This is a genomic window from Kitasatospora sp. P5_F3, from assembly GCF_054049135.1.
Genome location: NZ_JBFUMY010000209.1, coordinates 1 through 497 on the forward strand (window position 1 = coordinate 1; position 497 = coordinate 497).

Annotated in this window: 1 pseudogene; it reads left to right on the forward strand. The window is 70.7% G+C overall.

The features are described 5' to 3' along the window. Window positions 1-497 (forward strand): annotated as a pseudogene (locus ACXJMZ_RS37390) (1,4-alpha-glucan branching enzyme); the annotation flags it as partial.

Genomic DNA, 497 nt, shown 5'->3' on the forward strand with positions numbered 1-497 from the left:
TTCTACGCGCCGACCGCCCGGCTGGGCACCCCGGACGACTTCCGTTTCCTGGTCGACACCCTGCACCAGGCCGGCATCGGGGTGATCGTCGACTGGGTGCCCGCGCACTTCCCCAAGGACGACTTCGCACTGGCCCGGTTCGACGGCGAGCCGCTGTACGARCCSGCCGACCSGCTGCGSGCCGAGCACCCGGACTGGGGRACGCTGGAGTTCGACTACGGCCGCACCGAGGTCCGCAACTTCCTGGTGGCCAACGCCGTCTACTGGTGCGAGGAGTTCCACATCGACGGCCTGCGGGTCGACGCCGTCGCCTCGATGCTCTACCTCGACTACTCCCGCGAGGGCGGCGACTGGACCCCGAACCAGTTCGGTGGCCGGGAGAACCTGGACGCCGCCGCCTTCCTGCAGGAGATGAACGCCACCGTCTACCGGCGCTGCCCCGGCGTGGTCACCATCGCCGAGGAGTCCACCGCCTGGGCGGGCGTCACCCGGCCGAC